We start from the raw sequence: 18,614 nt of genomic DNA, 5'->3' as shown, positions 1-18,614 counted from the left end.
AGCATTCGTTAGCCGCAACGTTTTGGTCCCATCCGGCGATGTACGCGATGACCGGAGTAAGGGGAGTCATGGCCGACCACGTCATCCTGACGCGCTTCAACCTGCCTTCGAAGGGTGCCGAGAGTTACGTCCGGGCAAAGGAAGGATGGCTGACCGAGCGCGTTGCGCTGTTCGAGCGCTACTGCCTGCCATCGGTCGTGGCCCAAACGGACAAACGGACGCGTTGGCTCATCTATTTCGACCCCGAATCACCGCAATGGCTCAAGGACAAAATCGCCTCACACGGTGACGCTTACACGCCCGTTTACCGTCCGGAAGTCTCGCGGGAAGAACTCCGATCGGACATCCGGTCGCTTTTCACCGAGACCGGTTCCGAGCTCATCACCACGAACCTGGACAACGACGACGGCCTCGCGGTCGACTTCGTGGAACGCCTCTGCGCGGCTCCCCGCCCCACCACCACGGCGGCGTACTACCTGGTCAACGGCCTGATCAAGTCTCCGGGCGGGCTGTACCACCGGGTCGACCGGCACAACGCGTTCGTCTCGGTCCGCGAGAGCTGGGACGAGCCGGTGACGTGCTGGGCGCACTGGCACAACCACATGCACCTGCACTTCCCCGTCGTGGAGCTGGGCGGCGCGCCCGGCTGGCTGCAGGTCGTGCACGGCGGGAACGTGTCGAACCGCACACGCGGCCGTCTCGTGTCGCCCGAGGCCTACAAGGGGTCGTTCGGCGACTCGCTGGACGACGTGGCGGCACCCAGGTCCCTCGCGGTCGCCCAGGACCGGCTCGTGGACCAGCCGGTCCGGTTCCTGCGCGACTCGGGCCGGGTGGCCGCGAAGAACGCGGCCATGAAGGTCCTCGGCAAGGGCGGCTTTGAGAAGATCAAGCAGAAGCTGGCGTCTCGCGGTTGATCCCGCCTGTCTCTCTCACGAGCGCTTTTCTCGTGAGAGAGACAGGCGCTGCCTTTCCGAGCCTCCCAGGTGCGCAGCGATGATGAGCGTCACGGTGAGTGCTGCGAGCGCCACCGTGACGCTCGTGCCGAAGCTCGAGAACTGCAGCAGCAGTCCGAACGCGACGGACGAAACAAGACGCCCCAGCGCCTGGCCGGTCTGCACCACGGAAAGCCCCGATGCGCGCAACGACTCCGGCGCCGTCTCGCTCACCTTGGCCGACAGCACGCCGTCCGTGGCCGCGTAGAACAGGCCGTGCAGCAGCAGCGCCGCGATCGCGACCCCCATCCCGCCCTCGGGGATGAACAGCAGCGCGTACACGCCCAGCAACAACCCGTGGCCGGTGAGGAACATCCGCCAGCGGCCGACCTTGTCCGACAGCTTGCCCAGCGGAGCGGCGGCGGCGAGGAACACGATCGCCGTGCCCAGCGGCAGCAGCGGCAGGTAGCCGGGCGAGATGTTCGTGGCCTTCTGCACCAGCACGTAGACGAACGCGTCCGACACGGTCGCGAGGCCCAGCATGCCCGCCGAGAGGGTGGTCCGGCGGAAGTGCTTGTCCGTGAGCAGGTTCAGCCCGGCCCGGAACGACGGCCGCGGCCCCTTCGGCTTCTCGCCGGTCTTCGGCTCCCGCACGAATCCGACGAGCACGATCAACCCGATGATCGCGAACGCCGCCGACACCGCGAAGATCGGCCCCGGCACCGTCCCGATCTGGACGAGCAGCACGAACGTGATGAGCGGGCCCAGCAGCGCGCCGACCGTGTCCATGCTGCGGTGCACGCCGAACGCCGCGCCGAGACGGTCTTCCGGCGTGGCCAGGGAGATCATCGCGTCACGAGGAGCGGTCCGGATGCCCTTGCCCGCCCGGTCCGCCGCCATCAGCGCGCCGATGCCGAACGGGGACGCGCCGACCAGCGGGAAGAAGATCTTGGTGGCGGCGGAGAGCCCGTAGCCGGCGGCCGCGACGGCCTTGGGCTTGCGGAACTTGTCCGACACGCCGCCCCCGACCAGCCGCAGCACTGCCGTGGCACCGGTGTAGATGCCGTCGAGCAGGCCGAACTGCGCGTAGCCCAGGTTCAGCGTGAACAGCAGGTACACCGGCAGGAACGCGGTGATCATCTCGGCGGAGACGTCGGTCAGCAGGCTGACCGTGCCGAGCGCGAACACGGTGCCCGGCAACCGTTTGCGGAAGTCGGTCTTGGACGGGCGCGAAGAGGCGACGTACATCGGTCACCCACCTGCCCCGGCGATGAAATCCCTGTTCATGGACCGTCCTACCAGCTGAGCGTTTGGTGCCACACTTCGAGCGAGAGCAGCGTCCAGATGCGCGGCTGCTCGTTGCGGTCACCGGAATCGTGGTCGTCGAGCAACGAGCGCACCGCGGCCCGGTCGAAGGTCTTGCCCACGAACGACGTGGGCCCGGTCAGCAGGTCGTACGCCATGTCCCGCAGTCCGTCGCGGAACCAGGCGTCGAGCGGCACCTTGAAGCCGGACTTCGGCCGGTCGACGATGTCGGCCGGCAGGTGCTGGCGCGCGACCTCCTTCACGACCCACTTGGTCGTGCCGCCGCGCACCTTCACGTTGCTGGGCAGCGAGAACGCCAGCTCGGCGACGCGGTGGTCGAGGAACGGCGGCCGCAGCTCCAGCGACGCGGCCATCGACATGCGGTCGCCGCGTTCGAGGAGGTTGTCGGCGAGCCAGGTGTGCGAGTCGGCGTAGAGCATGCGCCGCAGCGCGTCCCCGCGGCCGTTCTCGTACGGGGCCAGCACGGACCTCGTCGCCGGACCGCCGAGCAGCGCTGCCCGTTCGGCCACCGTGAACGGCGCGAACCAGCCGCGCATGCGTTCGGCGTAGGAAGGCTCGGAGATGGCGCGCAGAGCGACGCCCAGCCGTGCCTTGGACGCCGGCAGCGCCTTCTCCAGCCGCTTGAGCGCGGCGGAGGGGGCGAACCCGGCGAGCCTGGTGGCCTGGGCGAAGCGGTACTTGGGGTAGCCGCCGAACAGTTCGTCGCTGCCCTCGCCGGACAGCACGACCTTCACGTCCCTGCGGGCCAGTTCGGCGAGGCGGAACACGGCCACGTCGGCGGGTTCGGACAGCGGCGCGTCGCGGTGCCAGGAGAGCTTGGCCCAGCTGTCGCGGAAGTCGTCGGCGGTGACGATCACGTTGTGGTGCCTGCTGCCGACGAGTTTCGCGACCTTCTCGGCGTGGTGGATCTCGTCCACGCGCGGGTCGCCGAAGCCGGCGGAGAACGTGTGCAGCTCGGCGCCGTCGCGTTCCCGCGCCACCAGAGCCGTGATCAGCGACGAGTCCACGCCGCCGGACAGGTAGGCGCCGACCGGCACGTCCGCGACCAGAGCGTCGCGCACAGAGGCCGTGAGGGCCTCGTCCACGAGCCGCACGGCCTCCTCGGGGGTGACCTGGCGGATCTCCGACTCGCGCGGCAGTTCCCAGTACGCCTCGGTGCGGACCCCACCCTGGGCCGTGACGACCAGGTGGTGGCCCTGTGGCACCTTCCGCACGCCTCTGACCAGCGTGTACGGCGCGGGAACGGACCGGTGCGCGAGGTAGTCGTGCAGCGACTCCTGGTCGACCTCGGCCGCGCCGATCGCCGGCAGCAGCGCCTTGATCTCGGACGCGAACGCGAACTGGTCGCCGTCGACGTAGTAGTAGAGCGGCAGGATGCCGAGCCGGTCGCGGAACAGGTGCGTCTCGCCGGTGTGCTCGTCGTGGATGGCGTACGCGAACTGGCCGCGCAGCTTCTCGACCGCTTTCGGCCCGTGCTGTTCGTAGAGCGCCAGCAGGACCTCGGTGTCGCCGTTCGTGCGGAACGGGTATGCCAGGTCGGTGCGCAGCTGCTTGTAGTTCAGGATCTCGCCGTTGAACGCGATCGTGGTCGTGCCGGACGCGCCCGCCATCGGCTGCGGCGACCCGGCGAGGTCGATGATCGACAGCCGGGTGTGCGCGAAGCCGATCGAGCCGTCGGTCCAGAACCCGCTGTCGTCCGGGCCGCGGTGGTGCAGCCGCTTCGCCATCTCGGCGAGCAGCTCCCGCGAGACGGGGGCACCGTCGAACCTTCTGATTCCTGCGATGCCGCACATGTCAGCGGTCCTCCGCGATCTGCATGAGCTCACGGGCGCGGGAGTCCCAGGAGGAGGCCAGCACGGCGTTGCGGCGCTCAGCCGGGGTCTTGAGACCGCTGTCCTTGAGGGTGAGCCGGATCTGGTCGATGAAGTCGGCCTCGCCCTGGGCGATCCGGATGACGTCGCCGTACCGCTCGACCTCGGGGAAGTCCGTCGAGACGACGGCCAGGCCCAGGGCCAGGTACTCCTTCATCTTGATCGGGTTCGCGTGCTTGATCCAGTCGTTGTCCAGCCACGGCATCAGCGCGACGTCGAAGCCGCTGCCGTAACCGGGGATCTGGTCGTAGGAGCGGAAGTCCAGCCAGTGCACGTTGGGGTACTTGTCGTAGCGCTCCATCGAGCAGGTGGCGTCACCGATCAGCACGACCGACGCCTCCGGGAACTCCTGTGCGACCTTCTCGATCAGGTCGAAGTCCACGAGGTAGTCGTCGAGGCTGCCGAAGAACCCGATGCGCGGGCCCGGGATGCTCGCGATGTCCGCGGGCAGGTCGGTGCGGCGGGTGAAGTGGTCGACGTCCACGCCGTGGTCGAGGAAGTGCGCCCGATCGCCGGTGAGCTTCGACTCCTCTTCCTGGAGCGCTCGTGAGACGTAGAGCACGGTGTCCGAATTGGACAGCAGCTGGTTCTCCAGCGCGGCGATCGTGCCCTGGTCGGCCTCGGGGAACGCCGAGTGCCGGTCGGAGCGGTTGAAGATCAGGCCCTTGGTCTTCATCGGCTCCACGACATCCCACGCGGTGGGGATCGTCGCGACGACGACGGGTGTGCCCATGCGCAGGAAGAAGCACACAGCTTTGACCTGGGTGCGGACCAGGACCGAGTTCAGCTTGCGCAGCCACGGCTTGCCGTAGAACGGCAGGGGAGCGGGCGTCATCACGTAGAAGTTCGGCGTGTCCTCGATCGGCTGCCGCACGAGCTTCGCGACGCTCATGGCCTTGCGGAAGATCCGGCGCAGGAACTGCGTGCTCTTGCCGGGCGACGGCATCCGCAGGCCGATGCTGTTGACCAGCAACACCTTGCGGTGCTTCGCGACGCGGCGCAGCAGCTGGAAGTCCGAGTGGGCGCGGTTGTGGTACCACCAGTCCTGCGCGGAGAAGCACAGGTAGCTCGGTCCTTCGGAGGCGACTTCCTCCGGCCAGCGGCGCATGCTGAAAAGCCCCTTCAACGCGGTGCGGTGCTTCGGCGAACGCGCGCGAAGCCCTTCGTTCACGACCATGGCGAGCCACATGAACGCGGCGGCGAACCTGCCGTGCAGTTCGCGGTGCAGGCGGACCTTGTTCGAGGTGAGCATCGACCAGAGGCGCGCGTTCGTGGAGACCTCGCCACCGATGTGCGTGACGACGGCGCGCGGCTCGAACCAGACGCCGCCGGCCCGGAGCATGTACTCCGTTTCCTCCGAATAGAGGAAGTAGCGTTCGTCCAAAAGGCCGTGTCGCTCGATCACGTCCCTTCTGACCAGCCACGCGCAGCCCGTGGCCCAGTCGACGGCGTGCGCGCCCTGGTAGGCCTTCGCGTCCGTGACGGTCTCACCGAGGCCGACGCCGCCGGCCCTGCCCCCGCCGATGAGGGCTTCCGCGAGGGCTCCCGGAGCGGTGGGCTTGCGGCGCAGCGAGAAGGAGAGCGCGCCGGATTCGTCCACCAGCTTGGGCGCGACGATCGGCTTGTTCGCGGCGCGGAGTGATTCCACGGCTCCCGGGTGCAACCGGATGTCGGCGTTCAGGATGAGGACGTCATGTCCTTCTGCGGCTTTGATGCCCAAATTCACACCGGCGGCGTATCCACCGTTGACCGGGCTGCGCAGAATTTCCACGCCGGGTCGAGTGGCGGCCGCCACAGTGCCGTCCGTCGAGGCGTTGTCGACGACGATCACTTTCACGCCGTCGGGCAACGAGTCCAGGCATCCCGCGATGACCTGTTCGCTCTGGTAAGTGACGATGACCACCGCGACAGGTGACCGCTCCACAACCGCTCCTCGCTTTTCGGGCCTCTGCGCCTACATCGAGCGTTTTGCAACCTCCGTTACGAGATTGGGCTCAGGTGTAACCGTTTTGCCCTCGGAAACGAGAACCAGAGCGTGACGTCATCGCCTCACGTGCTGATCATCGTGCAGAACCTCCCCGTGCCGCTGGACCGCCGGGTGTGGCTGGAATGCCGCGCCCTGACCAACGCCGGGTACGAGGTTTCGGTGATCTGCCCCAAGGGTCCGGGTGATCCCGCCTACCAACTCCTCGACGGAGTGCACATCTACAAGTACGCTCCGCCGCCCCAGGCCGAGGGCGCGCTGGGCTACGCGTGGGAGTTCCTGTACTGCTGGGTGCGCACGGCGTTGCTGAGCGTGAAGGTGCGTGCCCGCAGGCGGTTCGACGTCATGCAGGCGTGCAACCCGCCGGACACGTACTGGGCGTTGGCTCTGCTGTGGCGTCTTGGCGGCGTGAAGTTCGTCTTCGACCACCACGACCTCAACCCCGAGGTCTTCCTGTCCCGCTTCGGCGAGCCCAAGGGCGTCGCCGGCAAGCTGCAGTACCGGATCCTGAAGTGGCTGGAGCGCCGGACGTTCCGCACGGCCAACCGGGTGACGTCGACCAACACCTCGTACCAGAAGATCGCGTGGACGCGCGGCAACGTGCCGCCCGAGCACACCACCGTCGTGCGCTCCGGTCCGGACACCACCGTGATGCGACCTGTCGAGGGCGTGGACGAACTCCGGCGCGGCGGCAAACACCTGGTGGCCTATCTCGGAATCATGGGACCGCAGGACGGCGTCGACGGCGTGCTCGAAGTCGCACGGAGAGTTGTTTTCGACCGCGGCCGCACCGACGTCCGCTTCGCCCTGCTGGGCTTCGGCGACTGCCTCGAAGACCTGAAGAAGCAGGCCACGGCGTGGGGACTCGATCCGTACGTGGAGTTCACCGGCCGGGTCGGGCCCGAACAGATCACCCGTTACCTGTCGACCTCGTCGGTCGGACTGGGCCCGGATCCGTTGTCGCCTTTGAACGACGTGTCCACTATGAACAAGACCATGGAGTACATGGCCTACGCGCTGCCGGTCGTCACGTACCGGTTGCAGGAGACCGTGGTGTCCGCCGGCGAGTGCGCCGTGCTCGTCGAGCCGGGTGACGTCGAGGCGTTCACCACGTCGCTGCTCGACCTGCTCGACGACGCGGAACGCCGTGCGCGCCTCGGTTTCGAGGGCCGCCGCCGCTGCGAGGCGGTGCTCGACTGGCGCCCGCAGGCCGAGAACTACGTGGCGGTGTTCGACGGGCTGACCGGGTTCGCCTCGCGCGGCCCGTTCCCCGACGGCAGGCCCGAGCTCGGCGCCGGGACCGACCAGTGGGGCAACAAGATGATCGACGTGAGCGACGACGCCGTGCTCCGCGCGTTCGCCGTGACCCGAACGGGAGAATGATGTTCGTCAGAAGGATCGCTGTCGTCGGCACCGGCTACGTCGGTCTGACCACCGGTGCCTGCCTCGCCTCGCTGGGCCACCGCGTGGTGTGCGCGGACGTCGACGCGGGCAAGGTCGAGCGGCTCTCGCGCGGTGAGGTCGACATCCTCGAACCGCGACTTGCCGAGCTGGTCGCCGAAGGTTTGGCTTCCGGTCGCCTGTCGTTCGTGCTGGGCGCGTCGGCCGCGGTGGCCGACGCCGAGGTCGTGTTCCTGTGCGTGCCCACGCCCATGGGCGTCGGCGGCATCGCGGACCTGCACGCCGTCGAGTCCGTTGTGGACGAGACGCGCGACCTGCTGCCGTCCGGCACCGTGATCGTGAACAAGTCCACCGTGCCGGTCGGGACCTCGATCCGGACCGCCGAGCTGCTGCGCCGTGACGACGTGGCCGTCGTCTCGAACCCCGAGTTCCTGCGCGAGGGCTCGGCCGTGCACGACTTCCTCAACCCGGACCGCATCGTCGTCGGCTGCGACCAGCAGGACGCCGCCGAACGTGTCGCGGCGCTCTACGCCCGGTTGGGTGCGCCGACGGTGCTGACCGACGCGGCTTCCGCCGAGATGGTCAAGTACGCGGCGAACTGCTTCCTCGCGATGAAGCTGTCCTATGTGAATGCCGTGGCCGAGTTGTGCGAGCGCCTCGGTGCGAACATCACCGACGTCACCGAGGGCATGGGCTACGACAAGCGCATCGGTCAGGCGTTCCTGAACCCCGGCCCCGGCTGGGGCGGCTCATGCCTGCCCAAGGACACGCACGCGATGCTCCAGGTCGCCGACGCCGCCGACTTCGAGTTCCGCCTGCTGCGCGCCACGATCGACACCAACGAGCGCCAGCGCCAGCGGATGGTCGAGAAGGTGCGTCTCGCGGTGACGGGCAAGCGCGGCGGCTCGCTGTCGCACGTCCGTCTGGGCCTGCTGGGCCTGACGTTCAAGGCCGGCACGGACGACCTGCGCGACTCCCCGGCCCTGGCCGTGGCCGCGCTGCTCCGTCAAGCCGGTGCCGAGCTCGTCGGTTACGACCCGGCTCTCGCCGGCGGCACGGACCTCGGCCCGGTGTCCGTTGTGGACGATCCCTACCAGGCCGCGAAGGACGTCGACGCCCTCGTCGTGCTGACCGAGTGGCCGGAGTTCCGCTCGCTCGACTGGGCGCGCCTGGCGGAGACCGTGCGGCAGCCCGTGGTCGTCGACACGCGCAACCTGCTGGACCCGGACGTCATCCGCCGCGCGGGTCTGACCTGCACGTCACTGGGTCGCTAGTCCTCTTGGGACTGTCCTTTTAGCTCAATGGTGTGACAGGGCGCGCGCGGTGGTTGTGCTAGCGCTTTGATTCCCGGCAACACCCGGTGGGACTCGCCCACCGGGGTTCGTCGGGAGGTTCCGCCGTGGCTGGACTCATGGACATGGTCAGCGGTCTCGTGCACCAGGCTTCTGGTTTGCTGGCGCAGGCAACGCATCTCGCTCAGGGCCTGCTGTCCGCTCTGCCGCTCTAGAGACCCGCGAACAGGTCTGTCTCCGGCAGCGGGGCGTTCGTCCTGTCCAGGTCTCGGAAGTAGTGCTCCTGCTGCTTCTGGACGGCGGACGCCCCCACGTCGACGACCGTGGCACCCTCGGTGGCGGTCAGGTAGAACTTCGCCGGGATCCCGGTCCGGTACACCGCCAGTTTCGTGACGCGCAGCGGTCCCTTGTAGTCGCAGACGACGACCTGCGGTGAGTACTTCTCGATCAGGTCGTACGGGTCCGCAGTCTGCGCGATCGCCCCGAGGCGTTCTGCTTGGCGGCGGACTTCCTCGTTCTGGCTGTGCACAACGGTTCTGACGCCTTTTCTGGCATAGAGTGCCACTGTGCCGGCCGTCCCGCTGATGTCGTCCGCGAGCACGACCAGCAGCGTTCTCACCACCGCGGCAGATCCGGCCCGTGGTGCGTGATGCCGGCGAACAGATCGGTCTCGGGCAACGGCGCGTCGGTGGTGTCGAACGCGCGGATGTACGACTCGGCCGCGAACCTCTGCTGCGCCGTCAGCTTCCCGATCAACGACTGACTCTCGTAGCAGTACAACGCTTTGCGCTTCACGTCGGCGACGGCCGAGGTGTCCACCGTCGTCGTGGCGAGGGTGTCGTGCGCCTCCAGGTACAGCTTCGCCGGGATCCCCGTCTCCTTGACCGCGTGGTGAGCGACGCGGGCCGCGTGCACGTGATCGCGGTGCTGGTGCGGGTTGTGGTGGTCGTGCGTGACGACGACCTGGGGCCGGAAGTGCTCGATGAGGGCAGCCAACCGGCCGGCCGCGGTCTCGACGGGAATGGAGCAGAACGCGCCGGGCGGCACCTCCCCGGTCTCACCGGAGTCGTGATACCCCAACAGTTCCAGGTCCGTGATGCCCAGCACGTCGCACGCCGCGTTGAGCTGCGCCCTGCGCCGCGCCGCCACGGCCTGGGGGTGGTGGTTCAGCTCGCCGGGTTTGACACCACCGGGCATGTCACCCATCTCGCCACCGGTACACGTGACGAGGACGATCCGGACGCCCTGGCGGGCGTAGTGGGCCAGGATTCCTCCGGTCGACCGAGACTCGTCGTCAGGGTGAGCGTGGACGGCCAGCAAGGTTCTCGGTCCATCGAACTGCACGCGGCGAAGGTACCTCGAAACTATTGTCTTGCCGGTGACCGACTTGCCGTCCGGCTTGAAGCCGTTGGAACTCGCTCAGCACCTTCGTGGACAGATCTCCCGAGGGCACGCGTATGCCCGCTCGCGCAAGCAGCGGTTCAGGTGGAAGTCCGTAACTGTCCGACTGACCACTTTGGTGCTTTCGGCGGTGTCGACGATCATTCTCGGCCTGCAGAACCTCGACCCCTGGACGGGGACGGCGTTCTCACTGGTGGCGGTGGTGACCGTGGTGTCCGCTTTGGAGCCGTTCTTCGCCTGGCGCTCGTTGTGGGTGTTGATGGAGGAGGCGAGCTACAAGTTCCACCGGCTGGAAGACGACCTCGCGTACTACGTGGCGTCCACGCCGGCCGAGGAGGTGGATCCGGAGAAGGTGCGGGAGATGTTCGAGCGGTACCAGGAGATCTGGGACTCGCTCAGTTCGCGGTGGTTGAGGTTCCGCGACAACGGGTGAGGTGGGGTGGCTGGGCCTGGGGCGGCGTGCCTGGGGTGCCGGGTCGGCCGGGTGCGAGGGGCCGGGGGAGCGCGACGAAGGTGCTGGGACGTGTGCGGCCGCACGCTGCGCGCTCTCCGCACTCGCACATCCGCTACCCCACCCCGAAACACCGAACCGCCCCCGCCGCCGGCGGGGGCTCGGCGGCGAAGGCGGTCAGAGGCGGTCGGCGGTCCAGAGACCAAGGCCAGGAGCTACGGCGTACCCGCCGGCTTCCCCTTGCCATCAGGCGCGCCGGCGTCGTGCAGGAAGTTGTCCTGCCACACCGCCCACTTGTAGTTCGCGCCCTTCTGGCTCACATAGGCCGCGCCCCACCCGGTTCCGGTGAAGCGGTTGTTGATGGACCTCATGTTGCGCCCGTACACGTTGTCGAAGCCCGACTCCAGCCCGAGCTGGTAGCCGCCGCCCTCCAGGAGGTTGCCCTCGACGGTGACGTTGTCGATGTCGCCGCCGTAGGTCTGGATGAACAGGGCCCCGGTGTCGTTGCCGGTGGAGCAGTCGATGCGGTTGTTGCGGAACGTCAGGGTGCGGCCCGCGTTGCGGTCCAGCGGGAAGTCGCGGACGGTGGCGCCGTCGTTGTGGCTGTCGCCGTCGGAGCGCAGGCCTCGGACGTAGTTGCCCTCGGCGAGGCCGCTCAGGGTGCTGCCGGTGTTGTAGAAGCAGATGCCGGAACCCATGCCGCTGATGTAGTTGCGCTGCAGGGTGCCGACGCCGAGGAACGCGCAGGAGCCCGCGATCGTCTTGGCCGAGAGGGCCGAGCCGTCGATGTTCGAGTCGCGGATGGTCACGGGGGCGCCGGTGACCTGGCAGGAGTTGCTGCCGCACGGGCCGTTCGTCGTGATCAGCGGTTGCGTCTCGCCGGCACGGGTGGGGCGGACGCAGGACTTCTCGATCGTGATGTTGCCGGCGAACAACGTCAGGGTCTGCTCGATGCGCTTGCCGGAGATCACGGTGCCGGCGGCGGGGGCGCCGGGGCCGGTGTAGAGCGGCAGGGAGTCGCAGTTCAGGCCGTGCGCGGCCAGGCCGGTGTTGCCCTGGGTGAGCTTCCAGCCCGGGGAACCCGCGGGGGCCGGGGCGACGGGCGGCTTCACGGGGCCGTTGGTGGCGGACTTCGTGGTGGAGCTGCTGGGGGCCTCGGAGCTGCTGCTCGGTGCGGCCGAGGAACTGCTGGGCGTGCTGGTCGAGGTGGCACTGGTGCTGTCGGCGATGGGAGTCGGTTGGGCCGCCTTCGTCGGGGTACAGGCGGCTAACGCGATGACACCACCGGTCAGCAGTACGGCCAATCTCAGTCTCACGGCTGGTTCTACCTCCACGCGCGTTCACGACGGGGGACCGTGAACTCGCTAATTGTGTCGTCGGCCGTTGCGGAATGTGTACAGAACTCGTGCGACGGAGTTCGTACGGGGCCGTTGAACGGTCAGCACGATGCCTGGGACGACCGGAGGAGTCAAGCGGATCTCGTTGTGCCGCAACATCATCTTCCGTGCGGCGGGGAATGCTCCATCCGCGTGAGCTGGTAGATCACGGTTTTATCACCGAGCCATATGATTCTTTGATGTGTGAGATCAGCGACCCGTGAAAGTCGCGCGACCGGGACCGTCCGTGAGGAAGCTGTGCACAGCGCGTGGCAGGTCCTCGGTCTCGAACAACGCCGACGCGATCGTCGTGACGTGAGCGTCGGCCTCCGGGACGCCGCCGTTCTCGAAATGCGCGAGCACCTGTTTGGTCGCAAAGTGTGCCTGCGTCGGACCGGTCGCCAGAGACAAAGCGAACTGCTCCGCCGCCAAAGCGAACCCCTCGTCGGGGAACACCCGGTTGACGACATTCCACCGCTCGAGCGTCGCCGCGTCGTAAAGGTCGCCGGTCATCACGAACTCCTTCGCGCGACCCACCCCCGCCCGCGCCGCCAGCCGCTGCGTGCCGCCCATCGTCGGCGTCAGGCCCACGACCTTCTCGACCAGCCCGAACCGCGCCGACGAGGAGGCCAGGATCAGGTCGCACGCCACCGCGAGCTCGAAAGCCCAGGTCAGGCACAACGCGTGCGCGGCGAACACGGTCGGGATCGGCAACGCGGCGAGGCGCTGGGGGAGCACGAGCATGCGGTCGAACAGCTGCTGCGCCTCGGCGCGGTACTCCTGCGCGGCGAACAGCGACACGTCCACGCCGCCCGACACGACCTTGCCCGAGGCGTTGACCAGCAGTGCCCGCGCGTCTCCCAGTTCGTCCAGGGCCTCGTGGAACTCCGCGTCGAGGTCGAGGGAGTAGAGGTTGAGCGGCGGCGCGTCGATCGTGATGATCGCGAGCTCGTCGCGGCGGGTCAGGTGGATCTTCACAGCTGGTTCACAACCAATCGCGGCGCTTGAACATCAGGTACAGGAAGTACGAAAGGCCGAAGATACCCAGGGTGGAGACCCAGAACCCCCACTTCTGCTCGAAGCCGGGGTACGGGACGTTCATGCCGTAGTAGCCCGAGATCGCCGTCGGCACCGCGATGATCGCGGCCCAGCTGGTGACCTTCTTCATGATCGAGTTGAGCCGGTTGCCCTGCACGGCGACCTCGGCCTCGCGCAGGTTCGTGATCAGCTCCCGCATCGACTCGGTCAGCTCGGCCGTGAACAGCGTGTGGTCCTTCACGTCCAGGTAGTACGGCATCATCACGTCGTCCACGAGGTCGTGCTCGCGGTGCAACAGCGACCCCAGCACCTCACGCATCGGCAGAGCGACACGCCTGAGCTGCACCAGAGCACGCCGGAGCTGCAACGCCTTGCGCCCGACGTGCGGCCTCTCCTCGTAGATGCGGTCCTCGAGGGCCTCGATGTCGTCGTCGAGCGCCTGAGCCGCCGCGTAGTGGCCGTCCACGACGTCGTCGAGCAGTCCGTGCAGCAGGAACCCGATGCCCGACGAGGCCAGCGTCGGTGCGCTGTCCCACCGTCGCTGCACGCCGTCGAGCGAGTAGTCCTCACTCTCGCGCACCGTCACGAGCACGTTCTTGGTCACGAAGACGTCGACCTCGCACGCCTTCATCTCGTGCTTCTCGTACCGCACCGCGTACACGGAGAGGAACAGATGAGTGGGGTAACGGTCGACCTTCGGGCGCTGCCGTTCGGAGAACGCGTCCTCGATCGCGAGCTCGTGCAATCCCAGTTCGTCGCGCAGGAGACCTATCTCGGACTCGGACGGCGCGCAGAGGTCGAACCACACGATGGCGGAGTGATCTTCGAGACGCCCGGCGACCTCCGTGACCGGGAAGTCCCTGTCCACGAGTTCGCCGTTGCGGTACAAGCGGGTCCGGCCCATGGGCGACAACGATACGTAGATCTACTCAGATGTGAGGTTTCAGCCCGAGTTCCCGCTACCCTCGATCCGGTGAAGGTGGACCAACCACAACGCATTGGGGACTACCTGCTCTTGGGCAGGCTTGGTCGTGGTGCCATGGGAACGGTCTACCTGGGACAAGGCAGCGACGGCCGCCAGGTCGCGGTCAAGGTCGCCCGTGCCGAACTGGCCGACGACCCGCGCTTCCGGGAGCGGTTCCGCCGCGAGGTGCAGATGGCCCGCGCGGTCGGCAGCGCCGGCACCGCCGCGGTCGTGGACGCCGACACGCGCGCGCCTCGCCCGTGGATGGCCACCGAGTACGTGCCCGGCCCGACGCTGCAAGAGGCGATCGAACGGCACGGTCCGTTGCCGGAGCACCATTTGAGACGACTCGCCGAGGGACTGGCCGAGGCGCTCACCGCGATCCACCGCGCCGGCCTCGTGCACCGCGACCTCAAGCCGTCGAACGTGCTCCTCGGAGCCGACGGACCCCGAGTCATCGACTTCGGCATCTCGCGCGCGATGGAACACACGGCGCTGACGGAGACCGGCATGGTCTTCGGCACGCCCGGCTTCCTCTCGCCCGAGCAGATCACCGGCCAGGAGGTCGCGTCCCCGAGCGACGTCTTCGCGCTCGGCGCCGTGCTGGTCTACGCGGCGACGGGCCAGGGCCCGTTCGGCGAGGGGCCGACGGCGACGTTGCTCTACAAGGCCGCGCACGGCGAGCCGGACATCGACGGCGTGCCCAAGGCTCTGCGGCCGCTGGTGCAGAAGTGCATGCACCGCGACCCGGCCAAGCGCCCCGAACCGTCCGAGGTGACGCGCCTGCTCTCGCAGGTCGTCACGCCGAAGCAGCCGACGAACAAGCTGCCCGCCCCGATGACGCCCGCCGCCGCGACGTTCTCGACGTCGCGGTTCGTGCCGATGGCGTGGGGTGGCCTGAACCTCGCCGTGGCCCTGCTCGCCGCCGCGATCGCCGACCCGGCCGCGCAGGCCAACGGCGCCACGCAACTGCTCGCACTCGCCGCGTTCTGCGTGCTGCTCGTGCGCGCGGTGCGGTACTTCAGCGCCGCCGCACGCCGCAAGGTCGTCATCGAGATCAGCCGCGAGGGCATCGCCACGACGCGCAACGGCAAGTTCCACCAGTACTGGTGGTATGAGCTCGCACGAGTGCGCGTGGTGCCGCACAAGAAACGGCCGTGGGTCGTCGTCTGGCTGAAGGACCCGGCCCCGCGTCGCTTCTTCGGCGCGCACCACGGCGGTGTGCGCGTGTTCCCGATCGCCCACGAGCGCACCAGGAGGCGGCGCGAGCGCGACGTCGCCGAGCTGCGCGCCGCCCTGGCCTGGTACCTGCCGCGTTCCTACGACGGGCGCTGATCGGCCCACTCGTAGGAGACCGTGACGCTCAACGTCAGCGTGCCGCCGGGCAGCCTGGTGTCGGGCGGCGCGTCCACGTCCATGCCGGCCACCTCACCCGTGGCGGGATCGATCCGGAACACCCAGCGGCTGCCCTCGGCGAACACCTTCCCGTTGTCCCAGCGGATCGCGGGACCCTCGGCGAGCCTGCGGTAGAGCGAGGCCTTCTCCTCGGTGGTGGTGAACGGGGAGAGCATGGCCGGTGCCACGGCCTCCAGCTTCTCGAAGTCGTTGACGGGCAACGGCGTCGCGAGGCTGTCCTCCTTGCACGGGGTGGCCGCGCAGAACGAGTTCCACAGGACGGCGCCGCTGGTCCGCTCCTCGATCTCCCCGATCGGCCGCTGCGGACCGGTGACGGCCCGGTGCTCGCCGGTGAACCTGCGGTAGATCACCACCATCTCGTCCGGCGCGGTGGGCAGCCACACGTCGTACTCGAACTTGACCGAGGTCGCGTCGAACGGCGGCTCGGCATGCGTGACCAGCTGCCACACCTGGTACCTGATGTGCCGGTACTTCGCGGTCGGCTGTCCCGCCCGCTCCAGCAGGGCCGCCGCCTCCGCCAGCGAGGTGGCGGGCGCGACCGGCATGGTCGCGGGTGCGTCCCGCGAGACGGGCCGCAGCGTCACCACGAGCCCGGTGATCATCACCACCGCCGCGGCCGCCGCGGCGATGCCGATCCAGCGCCGCGAACGGCGTGGCGGCTCCTCGGCGAACAACCGCTCGCGCAACCGGGCCATCCGCACGTCGTCGGCCGGCCGCACGGAGTACAGCTCGGCGAGGTCGTCGTCCAGCACGTCACGCATGTTCCACTTCCTTCAGCTTCGCGCGCAGGCGGTGCAGACGCGACCGGGCGGTGCCGGGGTTGAGGTCGAGGGCCTCCGCCGCTTCCTGCACGGTCAGGCCGGCCAGCGACACGAGCAGCACCAGGTCGCGGTCCGCCTGGGTCATTCTGGCCAGCTCACGGGCGATCCGGCGCAGGTGCGCGCGGGAGTCGATGCGGGTGACCACCGTGTGCTCCAGCGACTCGGCGACACCCACGTCGACGCCGTACCGCTCGGCGGTGCGCAACAGGCGGGTCTCGCGCTTGGCGTGGCCGCGCAACAGGTTCGTGGCTATGCCGTAGAGCCAGCCGACGACGCTGCCCCTCTCCGGGTCGTAGCCGGCCTCACCGCGCATGGCGGCGAGGAAGGTCTCGCTGACCAGGTCGTCGGCGACGTCGACGCCCACCCGTCTCGCCAGATAGCGGTGCAACGGATGGGCGTGCTCGTCGAACAGTTCCGCGAACATCACGTCCCCAGTTGGCTTCTCGCGGCGCCGGTGTTGCAGTGACCTGAATCACACTTGATGGGCTTTCGATGATGGTCTCATGACCAACTGGACCGTGACGGCCGCCGAGGCCGCGCGTTCGCCGCTCAACCGCGAGTACAACGCCGAGATGATCAGCCGCTACTGGGGCAGGCCGGCGGGCGACGCCGAGATCGACGCCTACGAACGCGACGAGCAAGATCACGACGTACCGGTGTTCCTCGTCGCGTCCCGCGATGGCAACGATGTCGGCTGTCTGGGGATGCGCTTCCTCGACAACGGTGTCGGCGAGCTGACGCGGATGTTCGTGCGTGAGCCGTTCCGCGGACAGGGCGCCGCGTCGGCCCTGATCACCGCGATGGAGGCCGAGGCGGCGGCGCGCGGCCTCACGGCGTTGCGGCTCGACACCCGCGACGATCTCGTGGAGGCGCGGAGTCTCTACGCGAAGCTCGGTTTCGTGGAGATTGCTCCGTACAACGCAGCCGAGTACTCCGATCACTGGTTCGAGAAGAGGCTAACGTCCGATCGCCCAGCCGCGATGTCCTGAAGGGTCGGGATGACTCGCCAGGAGGCTTTCAACATGCGGTTGCGTCCATTGGTGATGGCGGTTGCCATCACCTCGGCACTGGTGGTGACCCCGGCCCAGGCGGCTCCCGCCGGCCGGGTCCTCGGTTACGTCGCCAACAACGGCGGCGGGGTGTCGGTGATCGACACGGCCACGAACGCGGTGTCCACGACGATCGCTGACAGCGGCGGCAACTCGCCGTACATGGCAGCGGTCGCGTTCGACGGGACCCGCGGTTACGTGACGAACTCCGTGCAGAACACGCTGACGGTCATCGACACGCCGACCAACACGGTCGACAAGTCCGTTCCCGTCGGGCTCCACCCGGCGGGCGTCGCGGTCGCCCCCGGTGGCGGCTTCGCCTACGTCACCAACTACCTCGACGGCACGGTGTCCGTGGTCGACACGGCCACGCTCACGGTCACCGCGACCGTCACGGTCGGCTCGAACGCCGACGGCGTCGTCGTGACGAGGGACGGTTCCGCCGTCTACGTCACGCACGACCTCCCCGGTCCGGGCAAGGTCTCGGTCATCGACACGACGTCCAACACCGTCGTCGCCACGATCCCGGTGGGCAACGCGGCCACCGCGATCGCGGCATCGGCCGACGGCAAGCGGATGTACGTGGTCAACAAGGGTTCGGACAGCGTCTCCGCCATCGACGTCGCCTCGCGCACCGTCGTCGGCACCGCCGCCGTCGGCTTCACGCCGCACGGCATCGCGTTGGCGCCCAACGGAACCCGTGCGTACGTGACGAACAGCGAGTTCGACTCGGTGTCCGTCGTGGACCTCACGACGATGACCGAACTGCGCAAGATCGGCGTCGGCGACCGCCCGATCAGCGTGGCCCTCACGCCGGACGGCGCGTCGGCCTACGTGACGAACTTCAACAGCAACACGGTGTCGGTCATCGACACGGCGTCCGACACGGTCACCGGCACCATCGCCGTCGGCCAGCGCCCGGTGGGCATCGCGATCAACTTCGTGCCGCCCGCCACGTCGAAGCTCGCGGCCGGGTCCGCCCAGCTGCAGTTGCGGCTCCTCGGTTTCACGGTCCGCTCGCTCGACGCGACGCTGACCGACAAGCACACCGGGGCACCGGTCGCCGGGCAGCAGGTCGTCTTCCGCACGGTGAAGGGCAACCCGCTCTGCACCGCGACGACCAACTCGTCCGGCAAGGCCACCTGTGACGCGCAGGCGTCACTGCTGGTCGGCCTGTCCACACTGCTGCAGGGCTTCACGGCCTCGTACGCGGGCAACAACGAGCACGGTGGCGCCTCGTCGCACGGGTACATCACCCTGCTGTAGAAGAAGTAGGTCGGTGGTGGCAGAAC

At 68.4% G+C, this 18,614-nt stretch carries 18 protein-coding genes; 8 read left to right on the top strand and 10 right to left on the bottom strand.

Annotation, left to right across the window (positions count from 1 at the left end; genetic code table 11):
- The first annotated feature begins 68 nt into the window (after positions 1-68).
- Complete coding sequence (locus PV646_RS32360) at positions 69-914, top strand: glycosyltransferase (protein ID WP_500346090.1); 846 nt, start codon at positions 69-71, stop codon at positions 912-914.
- Positions 915-929: 15 nt separating this feature from the next.
- Here PV646_RS32360 and PV646_RS32355 read toward each other — a convergent pair whose 3' ends face one another.
- The 3 genes from PV646_RS32355 to PV646_RS32345 are packed head-to-tail and all read right to left on the bottom strand — an operon-like array spanning position 930 to position 6,053.
- Entirely contained in the window at positions 930-2,180 is a 1,251-nt protein-coding gene (locus PV646_RS32355; RefSeq protein ID WP_500346089.1) for an MFS transporter, read from the bottom strand.
- A gap of 47 nt (positions 2,181-2,227) precedes the next feature.
- Entirely contained in the window at positions 2,228-4,051 is a 1,824-nt protein-coding gene (asnB, locus tag PV646_RS32350) for an asparagine synthase (glutamine-hydrolyzing) (RefSeq protein ID WP_500346088.1), read from the bottom strand.
- Position 4,052: 1 nt separating this feature from the next.
- Positions 4,053-6,053: a glycosyltransferase gene (locus PV646_RS32345; protein ID WP_500346087.1), complete on the bottom strand. Its 2,001-nt coding sequence runs from the start codon at positions 6,051-6,053 to the stop codon at positions 4,053-4,055.
- Positions 6,054-6,164: 111 nt separating this feature from the next.
- Here PV646_RS32345 and PV646_RS32340 point away from each other — a divergent pair, with 111 nt between their 5' ends.
- The gene (locus tag PV646_RS32340) at positions 6,165-7,496 is read left to right on the top strand and encodes a glycosyltransferase family 4 protein (RefSeq protein WP_500346086.1); all 1,332 of its coding nucleotides are present in this window, start codon (positions 6,165-6,167) and stop codon (positions 7,494-7,496) included.
- Positions 7,496-8,788, top strand: a complete 1,293-nt coding sequence (locus PV646_RS32335; protein WP_500346085.1) for a UDP-glucose dehydrogenase family protein — start codon at positions 7,496-7,498, stop codon at positions 8,786-8,788. Before PV646_RS32340 ends, PV646_RS32335 begins: the two co-directional genes overlap by 1 nt.
- 229 nt (positions 8,789-9,017) lie before the next feature.
- On the opposite strand, the gene PV646_RS32330 is transcribed toward PV646_RS32335, so the two are convergent.
- Positions 9,018-9,425 carry a hypothetical protein gene (locus PV646_RS32330; protein WP_500346084.1) on the bottom strand — a complete coding sequence of 136 codons (408 nt, stop codon included), beginning with the start codon at positions 9,423-9,425 and terminating at the stop codon, positions 9,018-9,020.
- Positions 9,422-10,150 carry a PIG-L deacetylase family protein gene (locus PV646_RS32325; protein WP_189156876.1) on the bottom strand — a complete coding sequence of 243 codons (729 nt, stop codon included), beginning with the start codon at positions 10,148-10,150 and terminating at the stop codon, positions 9,422-9,424. The genes PV646_RS32330 and PV646_RS32325 overlap by 4 nt, the downstream gene beginning before the upstream one ends.
- A 34-nt stretch (positions 10,151-10,184) precedes the next feature.
- Between PV646_RS32325 and PV646_RS32320 the strand changes: the two genes are divergently transcribed.
- Positions 10,185-10,640, top strand: coding sequence for an SLATT domain-containing protein (locus tag PV646_RS32320; RefSeq protein WP_500346083.1), 456 nt, complete (start codon positions 10,185-10,187; stop codon positions 10,638-10,640).
- 233 nt (positions 10,641-10,873) lie between these two features.
- Here PV646_RS32320 and PV646_RS32315 read toward each other — a convergent pair whose 3' ends face one another.
- Positions 10,874-11,770 carry a right-handed parallel beta-helix repeat-containing protein gene (locus tag PV646_RS32315; protein ID WP_500346082.1) on the bottom strand — a complete coding sequence of 299 codons (897 nt, stop codon included), beginning with the start codon at positions 11,768-11,770 and terminating at the stop codon, positions 10,874-10,876.
- A gap of 10 nt (positions 11,771-11,780) precedes the next feature.
- Between PV646_RS32315 and PV646_RS32310 the strand changes: the two genes are divergently transcribed.
- Positions 11,781-12,017, top strand: coding sequence for a hypothetical protein (locus PV646_RS32310; RefSeq protein ID WP_500346081.1), 237 nt, complete (start codon positions 11,781-11,783; stop codon positions 12,015-12,017).
- A gap of 227 nt (positions 12,018-12,244) precedes the next feature.
- On the opposite strand, the gene PV646_RS32305 is transcribed toward PV646_RS32310, so the two are convergent.
- Positions 12,245-13,012, bottom strand: a complete 768-nt coding sequence (locus tag PV646_RS32305; RefSeq protein ID WP_500346080.1) for an enoyl-CoA hydratase/isomerase family protein — start codon at positions 13,010-13,012, stop codon at positions 12,245-12,247.
- A gap of 7 nt (positions 13,013-13,019) precedes the next feature.
- Positions 13,020-13,976 carry a magnesium transporter CorA family protein gene (locus tag PV646_RS32300; RefSeq protein WP_500346079.1) on the bottom strand — a complete coding sequence of 319 codons (957 nt, stop codon included), beginning with the start codon at positions 13,974-13,976 and terminating at the stop codon, positions 13,020-13,022.
- On the opposite strand from PV646_RS32300, the gene PV646_RS32295 reads away from it, so the two are divergent.
- Positions 13,890-15,371, top strand: coding sequence for a serine/threonine-protein kinase (locus tag PV646_RS32295; protein WP_500346078.1), 1,482 nt, complete (start codon positions 13,890-13,892; stop codon positions 15,369-15,371). The two genes, PV646_RS32300 and PV646_RS32295, sit on opposite strands and share 87 nt — an antisense overlap.
- On the opposite strand, the gene PV646_RS32290 is transcribed toward PV646_RS32295, so the two are convergent.
- Positions 15,356-16,213 carry a hypothetical protein gene (locus PV646_RS32290; protein WP_500346077.1) on the bottom strand — a complete coding sequence of 286 codons (858 nt, stop codon included), beginning with the start codon at positions 16,211-16,213 and terminating at the stop codon, positions 15,356-15,358. The genes PV646_RS32295 and PV646_RS32290 overlap by 16 nt on opposite strands.
- Positions 16,206-16,697, bottom strand: coding sequence for an RNA polymerase sigma factor (locus PV646_RS32285; protein ID WP_500346076.1), 492 nt, complete (start codon positions 16,695-16,697; stop codon positions 16,206-16,208). Before PV646_RS32285 ends, PV646_RS32290 begins: the two co-directional genes overlap by 8 nt.
- Before the next feature lie 79 nt (positions 16,698-16,776).
- Between PV646_RS32285 and PV646_RS32280 the strand changes: the two genes are divergently transcribed.
- Both PV646_RS32280 and PV646_RS32275 read left to right on the top strand, forming a co-directional pair.
- On the top strand, positions 16,777-17,262 hold the full coding sequence (locus PV646_RS32280) for a GNAT family N-acetyltransferase (RefSeq protein ID WP_500346075.1): 486 nt from the start codon (positions 16,777-16,779) through the stop codon (positions 17,260-17,262).
- Between the two features lie 54 nt (positions 17,263-17,316).
- Positions 17,317-18,588, top strand: a complete 1,272-nt coding sequence (locus PV646_RS32275; protein WP_500346509.1) for a YVTN family beta-propeller repeat protein — start codon at positions 17,317-17,319, stop codon at positions 18,586-18,588.
- Positions 18,589-18,614 lie beyond the last annotated feature (26 nt).

Source organism: Streptomyces sp. ID05-26A (genome assembly GCF_033794685.1).
In the GTDB taxonomy this organism is placed as follows: Bacteria; Actinomycetota; Actinomycetes; order Mycobacteriales; family Pseudonocardiaceae; genus Lentzea.
Note: the sequence above shows the minus strand (reverse complement) of the source record. Positions and strands in the feature narration are given on the sequence as shown.

Coding starts and splice junctions, on each gene's coding strand:
- PV646_RS32360 (WP_500346090.1), top strand. CDS start 69: ATGGCCGACCACGTCATCCTGACGCGCTTCAACCTGCCTTCGAAGGGT.
- PV646_RS32355 (WP_500346089.1), bottom strand. CDS start 2,180: ATGTACGTCGCCTCTTCGCGCCCGTCCAAGACCGACTTCCGCAAACGG.
- asnB (WP_500346088.1), bottom strand. CDS start 4,051: ATGTGCGGCATCGCAGGAATCAGAAGGTTCGACGGTGCCCCCGTCTCG.
- PV646_RS32335 (WP_500346085.1), top strand. CDS start 7,496: ATGTTCGTCAGAAGGATCGCTGTCGTCGGCACCGGCTACGTCGGTCTG.
- PV646_RS32300 (WP_500346079.1), bottom strand. CDS start 13,976: ATGGGCCGGACCCGCTTGTACCGCAACGGCGAACTCGTGGACAGGGAC.
- PV646_RS32290 (WP_500346077.1), bottom strand. CDS start 16,213: ATGCGTGACGTGCTGGACGACGACCTCGCCGAGCTGTACTCCGTGCGG.
- PV646_RS32285 (WP_500346076.1), bottom strand. CDS start 16,697: ATGTTCGCGGAACTGTTCGACGAGCACGCCCATCCGTTGCACCGCTAT.
- PV646_RS32280 (WP_500346075.1), top strand. CDS start 16,777: ATGACCAACTGGACCGTGACGGCCGCCGAGGCCGCGCGTTCGCCGCTC.
- PV646_RS32275 (WP_500346509.1), top strand. CDS start 17,317: ATGGCGGTTGCCATCACCTCGGCACTGGTGGTGACCCCGGCCCAGGCG.